This is a genomic window from Haloplanus aerogenes (assembly GCF_003856835.1).
Taxonomy (GTDB): domain Archaea; phylum Halobacteriota; class Halobacteria; order Halobacteriales; family Haloferacaceae; genus Haloplanus; species Haloplanus aerogenes.
On record NZ_CP034145.1, the window covers coordinates 800422 to 822571 of the forward strand.

Consider the following 22150-nt stretch of genomic DNA (forward strand, 5'->3'; position numbering starts at 1 on the left):
CCCATGCACATCTCAGAGCTGGTACTGGACGACTTCAAGAGCTTCGGCCGGAAGACGCGCATCCCCTTCTACGAGGACTTCACGGTCATCACCGGCCCGAACGGCTCCGGCAAGAGCAACATCATCGACGGCGTCCTCTTCGCCCTCGGCCTCGCGCGTACTCGCGGCATCCGCGCGGAGAAACTGACCGACCTCATCTACAACCCCGGGCACGAGGACGGATCGGAGCGCTCCGGTCCTCGCGAGGCGAGCGTCACCGTCGTCCTCGACAACGCCGACGGTACCCTCGACCGCTCGCAGGTCGTCAACGCCGCCGGCACCGAGGACGTGGGCGACGTGGACGAGATTTCGGTCAAGCGCCGCGTCAAGGAAACCGAGGAGAACTACTACTCCTACTACTACCTCAACGGTCGCTCGGTCAACCTCTCCGACATCCGTGATCTGCTCGCGCAGGCCGGCGTGACGCCGGAGGGGTACAACGTCGTCATGCAGGGCGACGTGACCGAGATCATCAACATGTCGGCGGGCCAGCGCCGCACGATCATCGACGAGATCGCGGGCGTGGCCGAGTTCGACGCGAAGAAGGAAGACGCCTACGAGGAACTGGAGACCGTCGAGGAGCGTATCGACGAGGCCGACCTCCGCATCGAGGAGAAGGAGGACCGCCTCGACCAGTTGGAAGACGAACGCGAGACGGCGCTGGAGTACCAGTCGCTCCGCGAGGAAAAGGAGGAGTACGAGAGCTACCTCAAGGCCGCCGAGCTGGAGGAGAAGCGGACGGCGCTGGAGCGGACGCGGAAACATATCGGGGCCAAAGAGCAGGAACTCGCCGACCGGCAGGCGACGTTGGACGAGAAGGAAGCCGCCGTCGACGAGTTGGAGGACGAACTCGACGACCTCACCCGCGAAATCGAGCGGAAAGGTGAGGACGAGCAACTGCGGATCAAGGGCGAAATCGAGGAGATCAAGGGCGAGATCGGTCGGCTGGAGGCGACCATCGAGAATCAGGAGGAGAAGATCGAGGACGCCGAACAGGAACGCCGCGAGGCGTTCGTCACGCTCGATCGCAAGACCGAGGAACTCGACGACCTCGAAGACGAGATTCGCTCGATCAAAGTCGAGAAGGCGTCGGTGAAAAGCGACATCGAGCAAAAAGAGCGGGAACTCGCCGACGTCGAGGAAGAGATCGAGAGCGTCGACACCGAGTTCGACGAACTCAAAGACGAACTCGCGGAGCAGAAGGGCGCGTTAGAGGAGAAAAAGACCAAGCGAAACGACGCCCAGCGCGAGAAAGACCGCCTGCTCGACGAGGCGCGGCGTCGCTCGAACCGGATCAGCGAGGCCCAGGAAGAACTGGAGGCGGCCCACGACCGGGTGCCCGATCTGAAGGCCGACCTCTCGGATCTGCACGGCGAACTCGACCGTGCCGAGAAGAATCGGGAGAAGATCGAGTCGGCCATCGAGGATCTGCGCGAGGAGAAGGCGGACCTGCAAGACGAGTTGGACGAAATCGAGGACGACCTCCGCGCGAAACAGAACGAGTACGCCGAACTGGAGGCGCGTGCCAGCCGCGACGGCGACGACTCGTGGCCTCGCTCGGTGACGACGGTCCTCAACGCCGGTATCGACGGCGTTCACGGCGCAGTCGGGCAGTTGGGGAGTGTCGACGCCGAGTACGCCACCGCCTGTGAGACCGCCGCGGGCGGCCGACTGGCGAACGTCGTCGTCGACGACGACGGCGTCGGGGCGAGCTGTATCGATTACCTCAAATCCCGCAACGCCGGCCGGGCAACCTTCCTCCCCATCACCGAGATGGACCGCCGTGGCCTGCCGAGCAAGCCCGCGCATCCCGGCGTCGTCGACTTCGCGCGCAACCTCGTCGACTACGAGGATCGCTACGCCGGCGTCTTCTCCTACGTCCTCGGCTCGACGCTCGTCGTCGAGGACATGGACACCGCCCGCGACCTGATGGGCGATTACCGCCTCGTGACGCTCGACGGCGATCTGGTGGAGAAGAGTGGCGCGATGACTGGCGGCTCCGGCGGCGGGTCGCGTTACTCCTTCACCAAGAGCGGGAAGGGGCGGCTCGAACGCCTCGCGGAGGAGATCGAGAGTCTGGAGGACGACCGCCGACGCGTCCGCGAGGAGATTCGGGACGTGGAGTCCCGCCTCGACGACGCCCGCGACCGCAAGAGCGACGCGACCGACCGCGTCCGCGACCTCGAATCGGAGATCGAGGACGTGCAGGGCGAGGTCGAGGCGGCCTCGACCGAGATAACGGAACTGGAGGAGGAACTCGACGACCTCCGTGCCGAACGCGACGAGGTGGACGCGGAGATGACCGAGTTGGAGGAGCAGATCACCGCTCTCGACGCCGAGATCGAGGCGATCGAGGGTGAGATCGCGGAGTTAGAGGAAGAACTCGCGGACTCTCGCGTCCCCGAACTCACGGCGAAAAAGGAGGAGATCGAGGGCGAGATCGAGGAGTTGGAGGATCGGATGGACGACCTCGACGCCCGTCTCAACGAGCGGCAACTCGAAGTCGAGTACGCCGAGGAGTCCATCGACGACCTCGAATCGACCATCGAGGCGGCCCAGAATCGGAAGGCCGAGGCCGAGGAGCGCATCGAGGAGGTGCGGGCCGAAATCGAGGATCACGAGGCCACGCTGGAGGAGAAACACGCCGCCATCGAGGATCTGGAAGACGAACTCGCGGACCTCAAGGCGGAGCGCCGCGACCTCCAGTCGGACCTGCGCGAGGCGCGGGAGGCGCGCGACACCGCCCGCGAGCGCGTGGCCGCGGTGGAGTCGAAGATCGACGACCTCGACGAGAAAGCCGAGCGGCTGGAGTGGGAGATCAGCGAACTCGAAGGAGAGGTCGGGGAGTACGACCCCGAGGAGATTCCGGACCACGACGAGGTGGAAGCGAACGTCGAACGGCTCGAATCCGAGATGCAGGAGTTAGAGCCGGTCAACATGCTCGCCATCGACGAGTACGACGAGGTGGAGGCGGCGCTGGAGGACTTACAGGAGCGCCGCGACACCCTCGTCGACGAACGCGACGCCATCGCGGAGCGGATCGAGGGCTACGAGGCGCGGAAGAAGGAGACGTTCATGGAGGCGTTCGACGCCATCGACGCCCACTTCCAGGACATCTTCGAACGCCTGTCCGCCGGGACAGGCGAGTTGCACCTGGAGAACGAGGACGACCCGTTCGACGGTGGGCTGACGATGAAGGCCCAGCCGGGCGACAAGCCGATCCAGCGACTGGACGCCATGAGCGGCGGCGAGAAGTCGCTGACGGCGCTCGCCTTCATCTTCGCCATCCAGCGGCACAACCCGGCGCCGTTCTACGCGCTGGACGAGGTGGACGCCTTCCTCGACGCCGCCAACGCCGAGCGGGTGGGCGAGATGGTCGACGATCTCGCCGGCGAGGCGCAGTTCGTCGTCGTCTCGCACCGCTCGGCCCTGCTGGACCGCTCGGAGCGCGCCATCGGCGTCACCATGCAGGGCGACAACGTGAGCGCCGTGACCGGTATCCGGCTGGACGGCGAACCGGAGGTGCCAGCCGATGACTGACCGCGTTCCCGACGACGTGAGCCTGCCCGGCACCGACGACGACGAGGTGGAACCGGTCGAAGTGCTGGTCCAACTGGCGGAGGACGGCGAAATCGACCCGTGGGACATCGACATCGTCGACGTGACCGACGCGTTCCTCGACCGCCTCGACGAGACGGACCTCCGCACGTCGGGGCGGGCGCTCTTCTACGCGAGCGTGCTCCTGCGGATGAAAAGCGACGTGCTCCTCGACGACGGCCCGGACGAACCGGAACCGGAGCCGTGGGAGGTGGCGATGGAGGGTGGCGATCCGGATGCGATGGCGAACGGGCACGACCCCATCGACGCGCTGGACGCCGAACTCGACCGGCGGCTGGACCGGAAACACGCCCGGGGGTCGCCGGAGACGCTGGACGAGTTGGTTCGGGAACTCCGCGAGGCCGAGCGCGACTCGTGGTGGAAGGAGTCGCGGTCGTACGACACCTCGCGGTCGCCCAAGGGGTACGACCGCGGGACACAGACCCTCGACTACCACGCCGCGGACGACTTCCGCGAGGGCGGTGAACCGACCGAGGGCGACGTGACGGGCACCACCCACACCGAGGACATCGAGACGACTATCGACGCGGTGCGGGAGACGGTGCGCACCCACTACGACGCCGGGCGCGCAGAGGTGCTGTTCGCGGAGGTGCGCGAGTCGGGCGGCGCGCCGGTCGACACGTTCCTCGCCCTGCTTTTTCTGGCCCACCGCGGCGAAATCAAACTCCGACAGGACGACCTGTTCGGGGATCTGTGGATTCGTGATCCGTCGGCGCCGACGGTCGGCGACGAAGCGGTGGCAGATTGAGGCCGTCTCGCAACTCGCGAGACGGCCGAGGAGACCCACCGGTTCGTCGTCGTTGGGCGACGAAGCCGTGGCAGATTGAGGGTGCCTCGCAACTCGCGAGACGGCCGAGGAGACCCCCCGGTTCGGCGTCGTTGGGCGACGAAGCCGTGGCGGATTGAGTCCGTTTCGCGAACCGCGCCCTCAGCCGAGGATTCCCAGTATCCACCGGAGGACTTCGGAGCCGGCGAACAGCGCCCCTTCCGGGCGTGAGAGTTGCCGTTTCGTCCAGAGGGCGGCCACCATCAGCACGGTGACGACCGCCAGCCACGCCAGTGTCTCCAGCGCCGTCCCGCTCACGGCGAGCGGTCGGACGAGCGCTGCGACGCCCAGGATTCCCGTGATGTTGTAGACGTTGCTCCCGACGACGTTGCCAACGGAGACGCCGAGGCTGCCCTGGCGGATCGCCACCAGCGAGACGGCGAACTCCGGCGTGGAGGTTCCGGCGGCGACGATGGTGCCGCCGATGACCCACTCCGAGATACCCGCGTCCCGTGCCAGTTCGGACGCCGCGAGCACCATGTAGTCGCCGCTGACGAGCACTATCGCCAGCCCACCGACGAGGAGGGCGGCGTCCCGGCCGTAGAATCGCACTCGCTCCGTAACCGTCGTTGTCACCGCATCCGCTGCGGACGGGTCGCTCGTCGACGCAGGCGATGGGGACTGTGAGCTCCGAAGCAGGTACGCGGTGTAGACGACGAACAGGCCCGCGATGATGCCGCCTTCCAGCCGACTGACGGTCAGATCTGCGAGGACGAGGCCGGCGACGACCGTACTCGCGAGCAGTGCTGCCCCGTCCCGGTGAACCAGTGACTCGGCGATGGGAATCACCCTGATCAGCGAGATGATCCCGAGGATGAACGCCAGGTTGTAGATGTTCGACCCGAGGACGTTGGCGACGGCGATATCACCGAGCCCTTTCAGCGTGGCATCGACGGAGACGGCGAGTTCCGGCGTCGACGTGCCCATCGCCACGATAGTGAGTCCGATCGTGAGATCGGAGAGGCCGAACCGTCTGGCGAGTCGCACGACTGCGTCGACTAGGGCGCGAGCACCGATCCACAGTCCCAGAATCGTCGCTACGATTACGCCGAGCTGGACGGCTGGGCCGCCCTGTACCATTCTACGCGGACCGTTCGAGTGACTACGGCATGGTTCTTTCGGGGAGAACGGTGACGGCGTGCCATGGTTCGGATTCGCGTTCGCGCGGTCACCGCGTCGGCACGTTGTCCGTGACGACGAGCAAGATAGCGAGACCCAAGACGGCGAGCAGAACCACCGCGACCCGGATATCGAGCAACAGATTCGCGGCGGCGACGATGCCGGTCTCGTGGGCGATTTCGACCGTCTCACGCTTGGCGACCTCGTACGGTGGGATGTGGACGGCCGCCAGAATCGCGACGACGACGACGAGCAGATAGTCGAGACCGTCTCTCTGTCGCATCTCCCGAGGCTCTGTCGCGGGGTGGCTTAAGCGTCGTGGCCCGATTATCAGGCGTGGTTCACGTGGCCGGTCGTTCGTCCAGCAGGAGTCGCAGGCCGAAGCCGATCAGGACGCTCCCGCTCACGTACTGCACCACGCGCTGCGCACGCCCCGAGTCGAGCAAGACGTGTCGCACGCGCCCGGCGAACAGCGCGACGCCGGCGAGATAGACGAGACTCAGTCCGGCGTAAATCAGCCCGAGGATCGACATCTGAACGGGGGCGTCCGCCGCGGCGGGGACGAACTGCGGGAAAAAGGCGAGGACGAACACCGCGACTTTCGGGTTGGTGACGTTGATGGTGACGGCGCGGCGGTACGAATCGGCGAGCGACTGCGATGTCGTGTCCGCCACGTCGAACGTCTCGTCGCTCCGGAGGAGTCGCACGCCGAGATAGCAGAGGTAGGCGGCGCCGACGTACTTGACGAGGGTGTAGGCAGTCGCGCTCGCGCGCAGGAGCGCGGACAGGCCGGCCACTGCGGCGGCGGTGTGGATCAGGACGCCCGTCGCCGTCCCGGTGGCGGCGACGACGCCCGCGGTACGGCCGTCACCGAGGCTCCGCGTCACGGTGTACATCGTGTCGGGGCCGGGGGCGAGGACGATGAGGGCGGCGGCGGAGACGAAGGCGGCGAGGGTCGCGGGCTCCAGCATTCGATCCGAGGTGTCGGCGGGAGTAGGTAAAGGCTGTCGCCAGCGCTCAGACCAGAATCCCCGACTCCAGCACGGCGATGAGCACGGTCAGCACGGGCACGCTCAGGAGCGTCGTCACGAGGACGGTCGTGCTGACGTACTCCGCGACGGAGAGGCCGCTATCGCCGGCGGATTCGCCGCCGAACTCGACGACGAGGAGGAGTGGCGTGATGGCGGCCGGCGTCGCGCATTCGAGGACGAACGTCCGCCCGACGGTGGGGTTCTCGAAGCCGACGAGGAGGGCGATGCCGGCGCCGACGAGGGGGGCGACGGCCATCTTCAGGACAGTCGGAATCCCCACTTTCGAGAGCGCCGTCCCGTAGTCGGTGTCGGCAAGCTGGATGCCGAGGATCAGGAGCATCACGGGGATGGAGGCGTTGCCGACGAGTTCGAGCGTCGTCATCGCGGTGCTGCCGGCGGGGGGGACGAAGCCGAGGTAGCGGGCGAGGAGCGCGGCGACGACGGCGTAGACCAGCGGGATCTTGAGCGCGCGTTTCATGCCGCCGAAGCCACGGGTTCCGCCACTGCGCTGGGCGACGTAGATGCCGCCAGTGTAGAGCAGGACGGCCTGCACGGTCAGGTAGACGACGGCCGTGCTCCGCCCCTCGGGGCCGAACGCGAACTCCGAGAGCGGGATGCCGTAGTTGCCGGAGTTGGGGAAGGCGCTCACGAGGACGAGCGCGCTCAGGATGGGTTCGCTCTGGCCGAGCAAGCGGCCCACTACCTCGGCGACGACGACCATCGTGAGCAGGTAGGCCGCGGTGGCGACGCCGATGCGAACGAGCGTCGCGCCGCCGAAGGACGCGGTGGCGATGCTGTGGAAGATGAGCGCCGGGACGAGGACGTAGACGGTGACGGTGTTGAGCGGGCCGATGTCGACGTCGCGGAAGCGTCCCAGCGTGAACCCGACGCCAGCGAGGGTGATGATGGGGAGGATGGCCGTCGCGAAGATGGAGAGCAGGGAGGTCACGCTCCGCCTCCACGCGAGACTCGGCGGGGCCGCTCGCCCGTCGTTGCGGTAGTTCGGAACACGTTACGCGAGTCGCCAGTTGTCGGTGCCGGCCGGTTCGATCACGTCACGACGCTCCATCTCCGTGAGGACTTCGTCGAGGCGGTCGGGCTGGGCGATCTCCATCTCGATACGCTGGATGTCGTGTTCGGCGGCGAGACGTTTGCGGATCGTCTCGCGGTCGAACGTCTCGGCGTCCGCCCGCTCCATGACGCCCGCGATCAGGTCGATCATGTCCTCGATGAAGTTCCACGGGTAGACGATCCACGCCCACTCGTCGAGGCGTTCGCCCACGAAATCGGGTTCGAACTCGCTGGTGTGGAGCAGTTGGAGCGTGGCCGTCCGCACTTCGTCGGCGTCGCGGTCGGTGACGTACTCGTAGGCGTGGTGGAGGGATTCGCCGGTGTCGGCGATGTCGTCGACGATCAGCACGTCCTTCCCCTCGACGCTCCCCTCGGGCATCGGGTAGCGGACTTCGGGGTCTGCTCCTTTCGCGGCCGTCCCCACGTAGTGTTCCATCTTGAGGCTGGTGAGGTCGTCGAGGCCGAGGAAGTCACAGCAACAGCGGCCGGCGAACCAGCCGCCGCGGGCGAGGGCGACGATCACGTCGGGGTCGAACTCCGCGGCGTGCACCTCGTCGGCCACGTCCCGGCAGAGCCCGTAGATGTACTCCCAGTTGGTGATCGTGCAGGTAAAATCGTCCGGGAGGTCGCTCATGACCGCGACTCCGACGGCCGACGGGTAAGGGCTTACGGGTTCGGGCGGGACGGCCCCCACGTCTATAGGCCCCCTTCCCCTCCAACGGTCTATGGACGACTCCGACACGCGACGCACGCTCCTCGTCGACGCGTTCGCGGACGAACCGCTCGCGGGCAACGCCGCGGGCGTCGTCCCCGACGCCGACGGCCTCGACGCCGAGCGGATGGGCAAGATCGCGCGCGAACTCAACGCGAGCGAGACGGCCTTCCTCTTTCCGGACGACGAGGTGGACCGCCGCATCCGCTATTTCACGCCGGCACAGGAGGTCGATCTCTGCGGACACGCCACCATCGCCAGCCTCGTCCACCTCCACGACGAGGGCGAACTCGACGCGGGCGAGGGTCGACTGCGGACGAACGCGGGCGTCATCGACGTCGAGGTGACCGACGAGGGTGTCGCGTGGATGGGGACCGGCGAGCCGAGCGTCGAGGTGGTCGACCTCGACTACGAGCGCGTGGGGGCGGCGCTGGGAATCGACCCCGCGGCGATGCAGGACGTGGGTGCGGACGTGCCGGCCGCCGTCGCGACGGTCGGGCTTCCCTTCCTGATCGTCCCGGTCAACTTCCTCGAACGGCTGGGTGAGGCGGAGCCGGATATGGACGCCGTCGAGGAACTGGCAGCCGAGTACGGTGCGACCGGCGTCTACGCCTTCACCTTCGACGCGCTGGACGCGGCGTCGACGCTCCACGCGCGGATGTGGGCGCCGGGTGCGGGCGTGCCGGAAGACCCCGTGACGGGGACCGCGAGCGGCGCCTGTGGCGCGTATCTCCACGCGGTCGACGCCTTCGACGACCCGCCCCGCGAGATGCAGTTCGAACAGGGGCACTTCGTCGACCGGCCGGGGGTGGTCCGGGTCGCGGTCGAGGGAAGCGAGGAGCCACGCTCCTCGGACAACCGGTCGGAGACCGGTGATGTCGACGTGCGCATCGGGGGCCGGGCGGTGACGGCGCTCGATGGCTCACTCGCCGTCCCGCCGGCCGACGACGACGACATCCTCGAAGCCTGATGGGGGCGTACGTTCCACCCGATCCAACCCACTTAGCTCACGCGAGGGAGTTTGCGGCGTTCGTTCGTTCGTTCCGCCGGCTCTCTCACGACCGCGCAGCTGTTTCTGGACGAGACGACCCGCGATTCGACGTCCGCCGGGATCGATACCTCCTCCTCGTCGATCAGACAGGGGAGTAGCTGATCGACGATGAACCGCCACGCGTTTTTCCCGTCCTTCAGCGAGAAGTGGGGCTCACTGTCCCAGTAGAAGCTCAGCAGGCCGACGTCGAAGAAATCGAGGATGTCGGGGCGGAACATCACGTTCTGGAAGCCGTCGTGCTCGCAGTGACACAGGCCCAGATAGTGGCCAATCTCGTGAGCCAACACGTACTTGAAGATATACTCGGGGTAGACGTCACGGTAGATGACGCCCGAACTCCGTCGCCAGTCGATGGTGTTGCAACATCGGTCCGTTCTGTTCGGGGTCGAACAGTCGTCCGGGAAATCCTCGCACTCTCGAATGTCACGCCCCGCCACGCGCCCGAAGTTGTCGAGTTTGAAGCCGGCGAGCGCGACCAGCGTGCAGTTCACCCCCGGCGGACGGTCGTACTCGGGCTGACCGAGGAGCGTCTCGAGTTGTCCCGAGGGGAAGTCGTACTCGATTCCGGCGATTTCTTGGGTCGTCTCCGCCCGAAACCCGTCGAATTCGTCGCCGTCGTTCCAGTCGAGGATGACACCGATTTCGTCGAGTTTCCGGGACGTAAGCGCCTGTCGTTCGACGGCGACGCGGTGGGACATGGCGTAGACGCGCAACCGCTTTGCCTCGCCGTTGCTTTCGAGATATTTGGATATCGTCCAGCGGGTGACCGGCCACCAGTTATCCGTCCCGTCGTCGCCGACGGATTTGACGACGGTGTTCGGATGGTCGCTCCCGAGCGCGAACGAATCGAAGCTCAACAGTCCCGCCATCGCGTAGAGGTCGAGTTCCTCGTCCTCGTGCATGCGCCACAGGTCGACGTCCTCGGAGTCCATCACGCACACGCGGTGTTCGGCCGGCAACTGAAACCCGAAGCGCCCGCCGTCCAGACCGATTTTACTGCGGACCTCGGCGAGACGGTCCGGATCGTCGCCGAAGCGCTCGGTGACGAGCCGGTCGACGAACCGGATGAGGGCGGAGCGTTTGAACTTTTTGACGATGCCACCGACGATGTACCCACCGGTGGCCATGCGGACGAAATCGATGCCGAAATCGAAGATACTGATGAATAGGTCTCCCAATCCCTTCAGTACGCCCGGGAAATCGAGCCGCAGGAGCGATCCGACGATGCCGAACACGTCCCTGAGGATGTTGAAGTAATCGTTCAGGAGGTCCTGAAATCCCTGTAGAACCCCGTCCAACACGCCGCCGAAGAAGTTCCCGACCGCGCAGCCGACTACCCCGCCGTGTTTGCACAACCAATCGGTCGCGGACCCGATACCGTCCTGTACCGTATCGACGACGCCGTCGACGACGTCCTCGACCCCGTCAATGACGGTGTTCGCCGCCCCTTCCACGGCGTCCCCCACGGCACTCGCTGCCGAGGAGACGGCGTCACCGATGTCGCTGAGCCATCCCATAGGCTACCCAATGACGCACATGTGAATAAATAATCATGTTCATTCAATAGCGGGTCAATCGCGGGTTTTCTCGGGATGGTCCGTCGAGCGAAAGCCGGTGGGACGCCAGTCCACGGCGCTCAGGTGGTGTCCGTCGGTGACGTCGGCTCCACGTTGTGATTCAGCCGGAACAGATTCTCCGGGTCCCAGGTGTCTTTGATTTCGACCAACCGGTCGTAGTTCTCGCGGTAGGCCGCCTGCTGATCGCCGACTTCCTCCGGGACGAAGTTGGCGTAGACGCCGCCGGTCGCATGGGGTGTCATCGCTTCGTGCACCTCGCGGGCCCACGCGATGCACTCCTCGTCCCGTTCGGCGTCTTCCCACTGGGTGTGAAGGACCATCGTGAACTCGGCGTCGCGGTGGGGATAGGCCGTCGCGTCGACCGGCCGGTCGTTTATCGCTCCGCCGAGTTGGGCGCAGGCGATCTCCGTGTGTTCGGTGGGGATCGTCTCGCCGTACTCGACGAAGGTGTCGATCATGCCGTCGGTCATCTCGACGAAGTTGTGGGACTTCCAGTAGTTCCGGTTTCCGGCCGGGGCTAGCCCGTCGAACGCGCCTTGCCAGCCGGCGTACGGATGTGGTCCAACCGCGTCGGCGATTGGTTCTCCGATGTCGCGTAACGGCTGGAGCACTTGCTCGCCCTCGCTCATCTCGCCGACGTAGAACGCCGCGAGGATGAGGACCTTCCGACCGTGCCACTCCTCGGGAATGAACGGGAGCGGGGGTGCGTGCCGGATGACGAACCACACCGTTGCGTCGTTCGGTGCCTCCGCGGTGAACTCCCGGTACGCCGAAAGGACCGCCGCGGCGTCCTCGAACGGATGGACGATCGGTCCGGACAGTACCGTCGGGCCGACCTCGTGCAGTTCGAACTCGAAGGACGTGACGATCCCGAAGTTGCCGCCGCCGCCTCTGAGCCCCCAGAAGAGGTCCTCGTTTTCCGTCTCGCTCGCGTGGACGAGTTCGCCCTCGGCGGTGACGACGTCGGCCGAGACGAGGTTGTCGACGGTCAATCCGAACTTTCGCGAGAGCCATCCCCAGCCACCGCCGAGCGTCAGTCCGGCGATGCCGGTCGTCGAGTTGTACCCCACGGGCGTCGCGAGGCCGAACGCCTGCGTCTCGTGGTCCAGTTCGCTGAGGACGACGCCCGGTTCGACGCGGGCCGTCTTCGCGTCGGGATCGACCCGAATCGAGTTCATCGGCGACAGATCGATCATGAGAGCGTCGTCTTCGACGGCCCTGCCTGCGATGTTGTGGCCGCCGTCTTTCACCGAGATGGGCACGTCCTGTTCTTCGCGAACGCGACTGCGTCGATGACGTCCGCGACGCCCGCGCATCGGACGACGAGCGCGGGACGTTTGTCTATCGTCGCGTTCCAGACCGTCCGTGCCTCGTCGTACCCCTCGTCGTCCGGCCGAAGGAGGGTGCCACGAAGTGTTCCTGCGAAGTCTGCGATCGCTTCGTCGTCCGTCGATATTATTCCAGATGACATTTCGTTAGTATGATTCCCTAACCCTGCGAATACACTTATATTATTGACATTTTCACGGGGCGCATATGTGTTGAGTATCCGAGTGACTGGCGTCGATGATTCTACCACCAGGCGTACGCAGTCCCCCGATCTGATGGATGATCCGACCCCACACGCGGATGGCCGTAGTTGCGCGCTTCGAAACCTTCTTTATCGTACTGGTGGGATTCGTGCGTACGAAATGGCTGTAGCTTGGCTGGAGGACGTACGTTCTGCCGATCTGGGGACGGTCGGTGGTAAGGCGGCTTCGCTCGGCGAACTCACGGGGGCGGGACTCCCCGTCCCTCCGGGATTCGTCGTGACGGCCGGCACCTACCGGACGTTCATCGAGGAGGCGGGTATCGACGAGGAACTGTTCTCGGCTGTCGACGTCGACTCCGAGGACTCCGAGGCGCTCGAAGCGGCCCACGAGCGCGCGCACGAACTCATCGTCGAGACGGAGGTCCCCGAGAACGTACGTGAGGAAATCCTCGAGGCGTACCGGTCGATGGGCGACGGCAAGACGTTCGTCGCCGTCCGCTCCTCCGCGACGGCGGAGGACCTGCCGGACGCGTCCTTCGCCGGCCAGCAGGAAACGTTCCTCAACGTCACCGAGGACGACCTCGTGGACCGCGTGCAGGAGTGCTGGGCGTCCCTGTTCTCTCAGCGAGCCATCTACTACCGCAATCAGAAGGGCTTCCCGCACGACGAGGTCGACATCGCGGTCGTCGTCCAGACGATGGTCGACGCCGAGAAAAGTGGCGTGATGTTCACGAGCCACCCGTCGACGGGCGACCCGCGCATCATCATCGAGGCGGCGTGGGGCCTCGGCGAGGCGGTCGTCTCCGGCGCCGTCTCCCCCGACAACTACGTCGTCGACCGCACGACGGGCGAGGTCGAACAGGCCACCGTCGCGACGAAGAAAGTGATGCACGTCAAGGACGACGAGACGGGCGAAACCGTCGAGCGCGAGGTGCCCGAGGACAAGCGGGACCAGCGCGTGCTCACGCAGGAAGAGATCGACCGCCTGATCGAACTCGGGCGGAAGGTCGAGGATCACTACGGCGAACCGCAGGACGTGGAGTGGGCCGTCGCGGGCGGCGAGGTGTACATGCTCCAGTCCCGGCCGATCACGACCATCGACGACGGGGCGAGCGGGAGCGAGAGTGACAGCGAGAGCGAGGAAGACGACGGCGACAACGAACACCTCCTCTCCGGTCTCGGTGCGAGTCCGGGAATCGCCTCCGGCGAGGTCCGCATCGTCACCAAACTCGACCACCTCGACCAGGTGAGCGAGGGCGACGTGATCGTCACCGAGATGACGATGCCCGACATGGTGCCCGCGATGAAGCGCGCGGCTGCCATCGTCACCGACGAGGGGGGGATGACCTCCCACGCGGCTATCGTCTCGCGCGAACTCGGCGTGCCCGCCGTCGTCGGCTGTGGCGGCGCGACCCACACGCTGGAGAACGGACAGATCGTCACCGTCGACGGCGAGATGGGGACGGTCCGCGAGGGACGGGTCGCGGTCGACGAACCCGCCGCCAACCCCAGCGCAGACGACAGCGCGCCGGTCGGCTCGCGGCCCAAGCCGGTCACTGCGACCGAGGTGAAGGTGAACGTCTCCATCCCGGACGCGGCCGAGCGCGCCGCCAACACCGGCGCCGACGGCGTCGGCCTCCTGCGGATCGAACACCTCGTCCTCTCGCTGAACAAGACGCCCGAACGGTACATCAAGGACGAAGGCGCCGAGGCCTACATCAAGGAGATCATGAGCGGCGTCCGCAAGGTGGCCGAGGAGTTCTACCCCCGGCCGGTTCGCGTGCGCACGCTCGACGCCCCCACCGACGAGTTCCGACAACTGGAGGGCGGCGACGAGGAACCCAACGAACACAACCCGATGCTCGGGTATCGCGGCATCCGCCGCAGTCTCGACCGGCCGGAGGTGTTCAAACACGAACTCGAGGCGTTCAAGCGCCTCTACGAGCAGGGGTACGAGAACCTCGAGATCATGTTCCCGCTCGTGACCGACGGCGACGACGTGGCCGCGGCGCGTGATCACATGGAATCGGTCGGTATCGACCCCGAGAAGCGCGAGTGGGGTGTCATGATCGAGACGCCGGCCAGCGCGTTCGGCGTCGAGGACATCATCGACGAGGACGTCGACTTCGTCTCCTTCGGGACGAACGACCTCACGCAGTACGTCCTCGCTGTCGACCGCAACAACGAGCACGTCTCGGACCGGTTCGACGAACTTCACCCCGCCGTCCTCGACATCATGGGCGACACCATCGACGCGTGCCGCGAGGCTGGCGTCGACACGAGTATCTGCGGGCAGGCCGGCTCGCACCCCAAGATGGTCGATTTCCTCGTTCGCAAGGGAATCACCTCGATCAGCGCCAACATCGACGCCGTGGCGGACGTGTTCGAAGAGGTCGACCGCATCGAGGAACGACTGATCCTCGATTCGGTGCGCTAGTCGGAACGCAACGGCTAAACCGACCCGTCGGTTCTGTGGGGACATGGAGCCGGCGGTCCCCCAGCCGCAGACGTTCGACCGCGTGCTCTCCAGCATGTGTACCCGGCCCCACCCCGCTGCGCGGGCGGCGGCCGAGCGGTTTCTCGCGACGAATCCCGGCGACCCGGAGACGTATCGCTCGGTCGCCGGACTGGAGCAGGACGTGGTCGACCGGCTGGGCGAGGTGACGGGGCTCGATTCGCCCCACGGGTACGTCGCCAGCGGAGGGACCGAGGCCAACATTCAGGCGATGCGGGCGGCGCGCAACCGCACCGAAGCCGCCGATCCGAACGTCGTCGCCCCCGAGAGCGTCCACTTCAGTTTTCAGAAGGCCGCGGAAGTCTTGGGCGTCGACCTCCGGATCACGCCGGTCGACACCGACCGCCGGGCCGACCCGGACGCGATGGCCGACGTTGTCGACGCGGACACCGCGCTGATCGTCGGTATCGCGGGGACGACGGAGTACGGCCGGGTCGACCCGATTCCGGCGCTCGCGGATCTCGCCGCGGACGCCGACGCCCTCCTCCACGTCGACGCCGCGTGGGGTGGGTTCGCGCTTCCGTTCACCGATCACGAGTGGAACTTTTCGCACGCCGCCGTCGACACGATGACCATCGACCCGCACAAACTCGGGCAGGCGGCCGTGCCAGCTGGCGGCTTCCTCGCCCGCGAGGGGGCGACGATGGACGCGCTGGCGGTGGAGACACCGTATCTGGAATCCACGTCGCAGGCGACGCTCACGGGCACCCGGAGCGGCGCCGGGGTGGCGAGCGCCGCGGCGGCACTGGACGAACTCTGGCCGGCGGGATACCGGCAGGCGTACGAGCGCGCGCAGGCGAACGCCGAGTGGGTCGCGGCCGCACTCACTGATCGCGGCTTCGACGTGATCGACCCCGTCCTGCCCCTCGTGGCGGTCGACCTCCCCGAACCCCTGTTCGACGCGCTGACCGAACGCGGGTGGCGACTCGCTCGGACCGCACGGGGCGAACTCCGGATCGTCTGTATGCCCCACGTCACCCGCGAGATGCTGACTGCCTTCGTCCGTGACCTCGACGACTGCCGATCGGCGGTCGACGGAACCTGAAAGACTTACGTCGCCCCCGTCAGAGGGAGGTGGTGTGGAGACACTGGTCCCCCTCCTCGTGCTCGACCTTCCCGGACTCGAGTGGCTGACGCGCCTCGTCGAGACGGCGACGGGATGGTGGGGACTGGTCATCATCTTCGTCTACTCCTTCCTCATCGCGTTCGCCCTCCCCGGTGTCAGCGAGGTGGTTCTCCTCGCACCACTGGATCTCGGCCTCTCGACCGAGTTGCGACTGGCGGTGATCATCCTCACCTCCGCGGCCGGCAAGGCCGCCGGGAGCGTCTTCGCGTTCCACATCGGGCAGGAGGCCAAGGAGGCGGGACCGATCATCAAGGCGCTCCGGCGCTCCCGGTTCGACGTGATCGGCTGGTCGGAGCGCCGCACCGTCGAAATCGCGCGTCGGTGGGGGTACGCGGGGCTCGCGCTCGCGCTCTCGGTTCCCTTTTTCCCCGACACGCTCTCCATCTACGCCTTTGCCGTGCTGGAGGAGGATTACTATCGATTCGCCGCTGCGACGTTCGCCGGGAGCGTCGGGCGGTTGCTGGTCACGTTGGGGCTGAGTGCGGGCGTGCTGGCGGTGCTGTAGCCTGCCTCGGTACCGGCCATCTCGCGCTCATCCGAATTTGGTGCCACACTTCGGACAGTACTCTTCCGACGAATGCTGTCGGTGACCACAGACGTCACACTCCTCTTGGATCGCGGTGCCGCACTCCGGACAGTACGGCTCGTCGGTCACGCCGCGCCCACAGACTGGACACTGTCTGAACAGGGCGGTCCCGCACGCCGCACAGAACTGCTGGTCGCTCTCGACGGCCGCGCCGCAGACGGGGCAGTCGTCGACTTCGATTTCGATTTCGACTTCGTCTTCCTCTTCGGGTTCGGTCTCCTCCACTTCGGGCTCCGGTTCGGGGACCGACACGGTGTCTCCGGTGAACAGCGCTTCCTCCGTGGGCACGTCGGGCACGCGTGACTGCTCGACGTACGTCGCGAGCCAGTCCTCGAGCCCGTGACCGACGACGTTTCGGATCGCTGTTTTGAGCTTGCCGTGAGTCAGCGACCCGTCGACGCGGTTGATCCGTCGGAACACGTCCTCGAACGTCTTCGATCCACCCGTCTCACGACGGATTTTGGCGTCGAGTGCGGCCGTGACCCGACGGCCTTTGGTGTAGTACGCGTTCGGTGAGGTCCACCGACCCGGATCGACGAGTACCGAGTTGGCGTGCCGGTCGGTTTCGAGATACCTGTGAAACGCCGAAAACGAGACTCGTCCGTCGAGAAACGTCAGTAACGCGGCGTAGTAGTTCGTCGTTCCCTCGATGAGCCACCGCGTCGACTGGTCCCGGTCCCACTCTTGACGCGTGTGGACGTACTCGTGTATCCACGTGTTGTTGGCGTGGTCGACGTAACTCGAATCGACCGCCCAGAAACCGTTGACGCCGCTCTGTAAGCCACCCCAGCCCCAGTTGATGTTCGACGGCGCGACGACGACGATCACCTCGTCGTTCTTGCCGCCCACGTCGAGATTCTCGGCGGCGAAACTCAACGACGCGCAGACGTCGGCGAGCGAAGCTCGAAGTGACGCGTTCGTCGGGATCGCTATCCGAAATCGCTGGCCGCCCGCCCGAAACGATTCCTCCCGGTGCGGCCCGAGATAGACGATACTCCCGTCGGAACTCACGATGCCGTCCTGTCTGATATCGTACTGTCGGTCGAGTTCGACACGTCCGCCGGTGTACTTCCACGAGGTGTTGATCGGGGGGTATTTGAGTAGCGCCCAGCTTCCCGTGTCGACGAACTCGTATCCGCCGGCGTTCGTCCGGTTCACGTCGTACCGAAACCGAATCCACGGGTTCTGTGTCGCTCCGTCCCATTCGCACTGGTGTCGCTGTGACTGCGAGAACCCCCGTAACTCCTCCGCACCGAGGTAGTCGGGAAACGAGAGTGTGATCGACCGCAGATTCGAGTGCAGAGAGAATTCGGCGTAGAGGTGGACGAGGCCTTCGGCTGTAGGATCGAGTTCCGCAGAGAGTTTCTGCGTGAACGTACGCGCCATCGGTATCCTATCACGGCGGGATGTATTTATGTCATGCGATCGGACATACTTGTCTCGGCGTCGACCCGTCATCGTGGTTGCCGATGCGATGGTTCTCCTACAGACGTATCGAGATTGGAGCGGTCACGTCTTGCGAACTGCGCGTGTTTCTCGGCAGCCTCGTCTGCGGAAAAACACATCAAATAATCTTCATACCCTAACGTAGATTATAAGTGTGAAACGTGTGAGCGTTTCAACCACGATGGCCCGATTACCGAACTCACTCAGTCGGACGAGTCAGCTCGCACTGCTGCTCGTCGTGCTCTTGACCGCAAGTGCCGGCGTCGCCTCGGCAGCGGTTGCCGGTGACTTCACCAGCAGTTACGATGGCTACAACGACGACAGCGATACGAGCGTCCCCGGGCACGAAATCCAGGTATCGGGCTCACTCGAATTCAGTGGCGAGAACGCAGTCGACGCACGGATCGTCGTCTACTCGTCACAACACACCGTCCTCGAGGACTCGTCCGTAGAACTGCTCCAGCCCGGAGCATCGTCGGTCGACTTCACCCGGGATTACGTGAACCGAGGCGTTCGGTACTCCGCGGACGAGGTGCCGTCCGGTACGCGTCTCGAACTCGAATTCGTCGTCTACCCCGTCTCGGGATTGACGCAGTCGGAGCTCACGAGCGCCGAAGTGGTGGTTCGATACGACACGCCGGCCGGGGACCAAGAAGAGTCGCGGATGGAAGTTACCACGGCGATGAGCAACACGCCGGCACAGGTGATCAATAGCCAAGGGAACGATCAGCAAGTCCACATCGCCGTCTGGGTCTTCGCCGGTATCGGGGCGCTCGCCGTGGCGCTCGTCGTTCTCATGGCGCTTTACTCGGTGATCGGTGGTGGCGGCGGCGGTCCCCCGAAAAGCTGAGGCGCCGACGGCCCTCGCTCGATCTGTCAGAATTGTGTTCTTCTTCCCGCTCGGACGAGCCAACCGTCGCCGAACCGTAACTGTCGCCATGTCGATGTGTCGGGCCATCGGAACCAATTCATTCGGAGCGAGTCCCCGACGAGTCGTCGGCCGGTCTCGAAAAAAGACGTATTAGCTGGTTGACTCTCTGGTTCTCTCACACCGCTGAACCATCCCGTACAAATAAGTGTATCTCTGGCAAGTAGAAATTATGGGTGCCGAAGACAGCCTGACACATCCGACGTACATCATCGGGGTGGGACAAGCGGGGATCAACGTGATGAACACGCTTCACGAAGTGGCCCAGGAGAACGACGACGGGCACAAGTTCCAGTTCGCGGCGATAGACACCGACGTCGACGCGCTCAGTTCGACGCCGCGGGAAGCGCTCAACTTCCAGCTCGAAATCGAGGACGACTTCATCGACGAGGATCGGGCGAACTACCCGTATCTCACGGGCCGGATGAACCTCGAAGACAAGGGGGCACGGCGGCAACGGCCGGTCGGCCGGTACAAACTCGACAACAAGAACGAGTTCGAGAGCACGTTCGAGCAGATCTGGTCCGAAATCGAGTCACACTACGAGGACCACTCGGCCGATCTGGGGCCGCAACAGGCGTCGTTCGACATCTTTCTGATCCACTCGCTCGGCGGCGGGACGGGGAGCGGGACGTTCCCCCTCCTGTTGATGATGTTGGACATGATCGCCGAGGATCTCGACAGTGACTACGTGTACACGGCCGGGATGGGCGTCGTCCCCGAAATCCCGATGAACGAGGACGGGCAGGGGCCGATTCCGCTTCCCGGCTCGCCGATCTACTACCCGAACGCGCACGCCGCGCTCCACGACCTCGAGAAGTTCGAACTGCTCGAAATCATCAACAACACGAGCTACGACCGGCACATGCCGAGCGACGTGGTCGAGGAGAACCGCACCCTCGAACTCCCGGTGCATTCCTCGCGGCTGCAGGGAGCAGGGCCACGGTCGCACGTCACCCAGTTCTCGCTGGACGGTGGACCGCCGTTCGACGACTACTGGCTGATGGGCGTCGACGAGGGGGACATCGACGGTCGGATCGCCGGCCAGACCGGACCGGAGACGTATCGGCAGGAAGTCAATCAGATCATGGCTCGGTCCCTGTACGCCATCACGCAGTTCAGCAGTGGCGCGGAAAACTGGACGCAGGGGAAGTCGGTGCTGGGGACCCCCGATCAGGCCGAAGTGTACGTCGCGAACGACGAGGTGGAGGCGTACGCGGAGCTGAAAGCGGAGAAAGAGGCGAAAGAACGGCGCAAGAACGAGGAGATCCCCGAAGAGATCGAGGAGTTGGAGGCGCAGATCGAGTCGCTGAAAACGCGGAAGTCGAACCTCAACCTCGACGACATCGACGACGAGGAGCTGATTCGGGAGATTCGGAACTACCTCGGCAAGGAGGGCTTCCGGAAAGGATCGGCCATCGTCGAGAGCAAGTCACAGTCCGACATCGAGGCGATTCTGGACGAGGTCGCGGACGATTACGACATCGAGGGACAGATCATCGCGGTCGACGTCCTCGACGAGAAACTGAGTCAGCAGGAAGGGGGCGCACCCGAAGTCGAGGAAGAACACAAGGACATCGTTCAGGACATCTGGTCGACGTACAACCTGCAGACGCTTCCGGGTAACAGCGGGATCAAGACGACCACCGGGAAGGCACAGGAAGCGCGAGCGTATCTGGACGACGAGATCAGCGAGTACAAGGAGATCAAAGAGGAGTGGGACCCGGACCTGCTCGGCCAGATTCAAGATACGCTCCCCCCGCTTATCGGCATCTTCGAGAGCGAGCGGGAGAACGCGGAGGCGTGGCTCGCTGCCCTCCAGTCCGACTACGACGACCTCGAACGCATCATGGGAACGTGGGGTCGGGTGACGTCGATGCAGCAGGCCATCTCCGACCGGCGGAGCGACATCCGCAGTCAGATCACGGCCAAGATGAACGAGCTAGAGCAGGAGATCGACTCCCTGCGCGACGAGCAGGACGAATTGGCCGACCAGATTCGATCGAAAGAGCGGGAGATGTCGTCGAAAATCGAGACGCTCACGACCGCTCAGACGTCCATGCGGCAGGTCGATCTTCCGCTCGTTCAGTCGGAACTGCGGGACATCGACCTCGACCTGGTGCAGAACCACCTCAACAGCCTCGCAGACTACGTCGACGAAGGACTGATCGACGAGACGAAGGTCCGCCGCGCGCTCTCTCAGCGCATCGACTTCGCCGCTTCGTGGAAGAACAACGTCATCGACGGCGACACCAACAAAACCGAAATTCCGGTGTACGCCGACGACACGGACGAGTTCTGGTATCTCTACCACCCGGACAACCGCGAATTGCTCGATCTGATCGACAAAGCGACGGACGCAGACGAGCAGAAGGAACCGGGCGGCGAACTCGAATATCTGGACGATCCGTACCGCATCGAGTACGTCACCTTCACCCGTCGGGGGCCGGTGTCGCGGCTCAAACTCTACCAGATGCTCAACAACCTCGCCGACAACGGTCGGCTCGAACGGCTGGGGGCCCAGTACGAGAACTACCTGCAGGCCTTCGCGTACGTCGAGTGGTACGGCCGAGAGGTGAAAAACGCCTTCGACGCCGACCTGCGCGTCACCGTTTCCCGTCCACCGGAGATGGACCACACCCGGGTCGACAAGCCGGAGCTCTCGGAAGGCGAACTGAAGAACTTCGTCAAGGTCAGCGGTCTGGACAGCTACATCTGGCAGGGAATGATGTGGGACGCCTACGAGCCGACGGACCAGCGATTCACGGGGTGGGAGAAGAAACTGCGCCGTGAGGGGATCGGCTGGAACCAGCTCCAGACGTCGACGCCAGATTCGGATCTGAAGGCGCAGTGGCTCGCCGGACAGGCCGACTGGGAGGATATCGTCGACGCCTACCAGCAGAACCTGATCGAGAAGACGGGCATCAAGGTCCAGTTCGAGGACGACTGAGCCGTCGGGGGTGTGTCGACCCCC

15 protein-coding genes and 1 pseudogene are annotated in these 22150 nt (G+C 65.0%); 8 read left to right on the forward strand and 8 right to left on the reverse strand.

The genetic code is table 11. The features are described 5' to 3' along the window. The first annotated feature begins 3 nt into the window (after positions 1-3). Positions 4-3579, forward strand: coding sequence for a chromosome segregation protein SMC (gene smc / locus DU502_RS04245; protein WP_124897016.1), 3576 nt, complete (start codon positions 4-6; stop codon positions 3577-3579). Beyond that, on the forward strand, positions 3572-4405 hold the full coding sequence (locus DU502_RS04250; protein ID WP_121919624.1) for a segregation and condensation protein A: 834 nt from the start codon (positions 3572-3574) through the stop codon (positions 4403-4405). Before smc ends, DU502_RS04250 begins: the two co-directional genes overlap by 8 nt. A gap of 180 nt (positions 4406-4585) precedes the next feature. Here the strand turns inward: DU502_RS04250 and DU502_RS04255 are convergent, their stop codons facing one another. From DU502_RS04255 to DU502_RS04275, 5 genes are all read right to left on the reverse strand, one after another. After that, positions 4586-5563: a calcium/sodium antiporter gene (locus DU502_RS04255; protein WP_121919623.1), complete on the reverse strand. Its 978-nt coding sequence runs from the start codon at positions 5561-5563 to the stop codon at positions 4586-4588. Between the two features lie 88 nt (positions 5564-5651). Beyond that, complete coding sequence (locus tag DU502_RS04260; protein WP_121919622.1) at positions 5652-5885, reverse strand: hypothetical protein; 234 nt, start codon at positions 5883-5885, stop codon at positions 5652-5654. Between the two features lie 58 nt (positions 5886-5943). After that, positions 5944-6573 (reverse strand): LysE family translocator, encoded by a 630-nt coding sequence (locus DU502_RS04265; RefSeq protein WP_121919621.1) that lies wholly within the window; start codon positions 6571-6573, stop codon positions 5944-5946. A 46-nt stretch (positions 6574-6619) separates the two neighbouring features. Beyond that, positions 6620-7582: an AEC family transporter gene (locus tag DU502_RS04270; RefSeq protein WP_121919620.1), complete on the reverse strand. Its 963-nt coding sequence runs from the start codon at positions 7580-7582 to the stop codon at positions 6620-6622. 63 nt (positions 7583-7645) lie between these two features. Next, entirely contained in the window at positions 7646-8338 is a 693-nt protein-coding gene (locus DU502_RS04275) for a phosphoribosyltransferase (protein ID WP_121919619.1), read from the reverse strand. Positions 8339-8429: 91 nt separating this feature from the next. Between DU502_RS04275 and DU502_RS04280 the strand changes: the two genes are divergently transcribed. Next, positions 8430-9386: a PhzF family phenazine biosynthesis protein gene (locus DU502_RS04280; protein ID WP_121919618.1), complete on the forward strand. Its 957-nt coding sequence runs from the start codon at positions 8430-8432 to the stop codon at positions 9384-9386. A 32-nt stretch (positions 9387-9418) separates the two neighbouring features. Here the strand turns inward: DU502_RS04280 and DU502_RS04285 are convergent, their stop codons facing one another. Continuing rightward, positions 9419-10984, reverse strand: coding sequence for a hypothetical protein (locus DU502_RS04285; protein WP_121919617.1), 1566 nt, complete (start codon positions 10982-10984; stop codon positions 9419-9421). 119 nt (positions 10985-11103) lie between these two features. Next, positions 11104-12515: pseudogene (locus DU502_RS04290) on the reverse strand (FAD-binding oxidoreductase). Positions 12516-12735: 220 nt separating this feature from the next. On the opposite strand from DU502_RS04290, the gene ppsA reads away from it, so the two are divergent. The 3 genes from ppsA to DU502_RS04305 are packed head-to-tail and all read left to right on the forward strand — an operon-like array spanning position 12736 to position 16721. Then, positions 12736-15012, forward strand: a complete 2277-nt coding sequence (gene ppsA / locus DU502_RS04295) for a phosphoenolpyruvate synthase (protein ID WP_121919616.1) — start codon at positions 12736-12738, stop codon at positions 15010-15012. Positions 15013-15055: 43 nt separating this feature from the next. Next, positions 15056-16135 carry a tyrosine decarboxylase MfnA gene (gene mfnA / locus DU502_RS04300; RefSeq protein WP_121919615.1) on the forward strand — a complete coding sequence of 360 codons (1080 nt, stop codon included), beginning with the start codon at positions 15056-15058 and terminating at the stop codon, positions 16133-16135. Positions 16136-16169: 34 nt separating this feature from the next. Next, a complete protein-coding gene (locus tag DU502_RS04305) occupies positions 16170-16721 on the forward strand; it encodes a YqaA family protein (protein WP_121919614.1) in 552 nt (183 codons plus the stop codon). A gap of 27 nt (positions 16722-16748) precedes the next feature. On the opposite strand, the gene DU502_RS04310 is transcribed toward DU502_RS04305, so the two are convergent. Next, the gene (locus DU502_RS04310) at positions 16749-18188 is read right to left on the reverse strand and encodes a zinc ribbon domain-containing protein (RefSeq protein WP_158601140.1); all 1440 of its coding nucleotides are present in this window, start codon (positions 18186-18188) and stop codon (positions 16749-16751) included. Positions 18189-18429: 241 nt separating this feature from the next. Between DU502_RS04310 and DU502_RS04315 the strand changes: the two genes are divergently transcribed. After that, a complete protein-coding gene (locus DU502_RS04315) occupies positions 18430-19098 on the forward strand; it encodes a hypothetical protein (RefSeq protein ID WP_121919612.1) in 669 nt (222 codons plus the stop codon). Between the two features lie 250 nt (positions 19099-19348). After that, on the forward strand, positions 19349-22126 hold the full coding sequence (locus DU502_RS04320; protein WP_121919611.1) for a tubulin-like doman-containing protein: 2778 nt from the start codon (positions 19349-19351) through the stop codon (positions 22124-22126). Positions 22127-22150 lie beyond the last annotated feature (24 nt).

What these genes read in the sequence shown, in the direction of transcription:
- DU502_RS04320 (WP_121919611.1), top strand. Translation starts at nt 19,349, where the DNA reads ATGGGTGCCGAAGACAGCCTGACACATCCGACGTACATCATCGGGGTG.
- DU502_RS04315 (WP_121919612.1), top strand. Translation starts at nt 18,430, where the DNA reads ATGGCCCGATTACCGAACTCACTCAGTCGGACGAGTCAGCTCGCACTG.
- DU502_RS04250 (WP_121919624.1), top strand. Translation starts at nt 3,572, where the DNA reads ATGACTGACCGCGTTCCCGACGACGTGAGCCTGCCCGGCACCGACGAC.
- DU502_RS04255 (WP_121919623.1), bottom strand. Translation starts at nt 5,563, where the DNA reads ATGGTACAGGGCGGCCCAGCCGTCCAGCTCGGCGTAATCGTAGCGACG.
- DU502_RS04275 (WP_121919619.1), bottom strand. Translation starts at nt 8,338, where the DNA reads ATGAGCGACCTCCCGGACGATTTTACCTGCACGATCACCAACTGGGAG.
- DU502_RS04260 (WP_121919622.1), bottom strand. Translation starts at nt 5,885, where the DNA reads ATGCGACAGAGAGACGGTCTCGACTATCTGCTCGTCGTCGTCGTCGCG.
- smc (WP_124897016.1), top strand. Translation starts at nt 4, where the DNA reads ATGCACATCTCAGAGCTGGTACTGGACGACTTCAAGAGCTTCGGCCGG.
- DU502_RS04265 (WP_121919621.1), bottom strand. Translation starts at nt 6,573, where the DNA reads ATGCTGGAGCCCGCGACCCTCGCCGCCTTCGTCTCCGCCGCCGCCCTC.
- DU502_RS04310 (WP_158601140.1), bottom strand. Translation starts at nt 18,188, where the DNA reads ATGGCGCGTACGTTCACGCAGAAACTCTCTGCGGAACTCGATCCTACA.
- DU502_RS04285 (WP_121919617.1), bottom strand. Translation starts at nt 10,984, where the DNA reads ATGGGATGGCTCAGCGACATCGGTGACGCCGTCTCCTCGGCAGCGAGT.
- mfnA (WP_121919615.1), top strand. Translation starts at nt 15,056, where the DNA reads ATGGAGCCGGCGGTCCCCCAGCCGCAGACGTTCGACCGCGTGCTCTCC.
- DU502_RS04280 (WP_121919618.1), top strand. Translation starts at nt 8,430, where the DNA reads ATGGACGACTCCGACACGCGACGCACGCTCCTCGTCGACGCGTTCGCG.
- ppsA (WP_121919616.1), top strand. Translation starts at nt 12,736, where the DNA reads ATGGCTGTAGCTTGGCTGGAGGACGTACGTTCTGCCGATCTGGGGACG.